The sequence below is a fragment of the uncultured Corynebacterium sp. genome (assembly GCF_937999985.1).
Classification (GTDB): Bacteria; Actinomycetota; Actinomycetes; order Mycobacteriales; family Mycobacteriaceae; genus Corynebacterium.
In genome coordinates, this window is sequence record NZ_CALLDG010000183.1 from 1 (window position 1) to 2101 (window position 2101).

Consider the following 2101-nt stretch of genomic DNA (forward strand, 5'->3'; position numbering starts at 1 on the left):
TGGCGGCGGGCAGGATGTTCATCATCGTGAACTTGGTGACCTCCCTAGTGCTGCTGAGTGGCGTGGTACTGGTCTACGCCGTGGTGGGCACCACCAACCTCGCAGCTTTGGCGGGCGCGGCCGGTCCCCGCGGCACTGAGTTTGCCGAAGGAGTATTCGGCAACCAGTGGCAACTAGTGGTTCCGCTGGGCGTGGTTCTGCTGGCGCTGGCTGTGAAGGCGGGCGTGGCACCGGTTCACACATGGCTGCCGCGCGCCTACCCATCCACCTCCCCGGCCGTGATGGCGCTGTTCTCCGGCCTGCACACCAAGGTCGGCATCTACGCGATCTTCCGTGTGTACCTGACCATCTTCGAGGGCGACCCCACTTGGTCGTGGGCCATCCTGGTGATCATGGTGTTGGGCATGCTGATCGGCGGCTTCGCCGGCCTGGGCGAAACCACGATGCGCAGCGTGATCGCCTACCAGATGGTTAACGGCATCCCGTTCATCCTGATCAGCCTCGCATTCCTCAGCCACGATGCGCGCCTGATGATCAGCGCCGGGCTGTTCTACATGCTGCACCACATGATCGTCGCCGGGGCCCTCATCATGGCCTCCGGCGCGATCGAGGAGACCTACGGTTCTGGCCGCGTGCGCAAGCTTTCCGGCCTGATGCGCCGCGACCGCTTCGTCGCGATCGTCTTCGCGGCTGGTGCGCTAGCAATCATCGGCCTGCCGCCGTTCTCCGGCCTGTGGGGCAAGCTGGCTCTAGTCTTCGGCGTGGCTCAGGACGGCACGTGGAAGACCTGGCTGGCCATCGGCGCGATCATCGTCTCCTCCATCGGCGCCTTGGTCTCGATGATTTACGTGTGGCGCGAGGTTTTCTGGGGGCGCCAAATGAACGCCAACGAGGCCGACCCGGAGCTGCGCGTACCAAGCCGCTACGTGTGGCCGTCCGCAATCATGATGCTGATCTCCGTGGGCATGTTCATCGGCGCCGGGCCGATCTTCCAGCAGGTCAACAAGGCCGCCGATAACCTGACCGATACGACCGCTTATGTCGAGGCAGTCCTCGGCGATCCGGATGAGGCCGTCGGCGCGGTCCTGCCGCCCGGCCCGAGCGGATTGGATAACGTCGACACCAAAGCCACCAAAGCCAATGCCGCCGCCAGCGCCAAAGCCAACATAAACACCGACAATGAGCAGCAGGCTCAGGACGGGAAGGATCACTAAGCCATGGCAAAGTTCAGTATTGTCCAAGCGGTGAAGTCCACCGGCCATGCGCTGAAGTACGCCGTCTGGCTGGTGGGGCAGATCGTCAAGGAGTCGGTCGTCATGGCGACCGATACCCTCGGCACCGGCCGCAACATCGCGCCGGTGGTGATCTACTACCCGCTGCGCGTGACCAGCGAGCGGGACATCGCGGCCCTTATCGCCTCGATCACTATGACCCCCGGCACGCTCTCTTTGGGCGTGACCGGCCCAAAGGAGGTCGACTACGATGCAGCCGCCGGCGAGCGCAGCTCTAAGGATGCCTTCGCCGTAGCCCGCTCGGAGTTCAACACCCACGGCCTGGATCACGTCCAACGCTTCCTCGCGGTACACGCCATGTACGGCGCGGACCCGGAAGAGCTGCTGGCCAGCCTGGCGGACATGGAGGAGCACCTCGCCCCGTCGGTGAAGGATAAGCCGCTGCACTTCGACGTGCAGTACCTGGTGGAGAAGGGCCGTCCGGGCCCGCGTGGCTTCCGCGGTTCGCGCGGTGGCCGTGCATCCGACGAGACGGTCTTCGACGTGGAGAAGGTGGATTCCACTCCGCACGCCGCCGCTTTCGTCGCCGCGATCCTGCAGTCCGACGAGGAGGAGAAGAACCCCTCCGACGTGCGCGACATGGATCGCAAGGAGCGCTACGAGATCGCCCGTCGAAACGCCGAGCGCGCCAAGGCCCGGATCTCCAACCCAACCCCCGATATTGATACTTTCCGCGGGGACAACCTGGGGGCGTCCAGACCCGACCAGGAAGGCCGCACCAAACCGGGAGAGACCTTGTACGACCCGCTGTACCCGAAGAACAACCCGAAGGAAGGCAAGTAGATGGAGCCCAGGGACCTACTAAATAT

The 2101-nt window shown here is 64.3% G+C and carries 2 protein-coding genes; both read left to right on the top strand.

Annotated elements, in window-relative coordinates; genetic code table 11:
* On the top strand, positions 1-1214 hold a 1214-nt coding region (locus Q0331_RS08575; RefSeq protein WP_298075955.1), incomplete at its 5' end, for a proton-conducting transporter membrane subunit.
* 3 nt (positions 1215-1217) lie between these two features.
* Positions 1218-2075, top strand: coding sequence for a Na+/H+ antiporter subunit E (locus Q0331_RS08580; RefSeq protein WP_298075956.1), 858 nt, complete (start codon positions 1218-1220; stop codon positions 2073-2075).
* Positions 2076-2101: the final 26 nt, after the last annotated feature.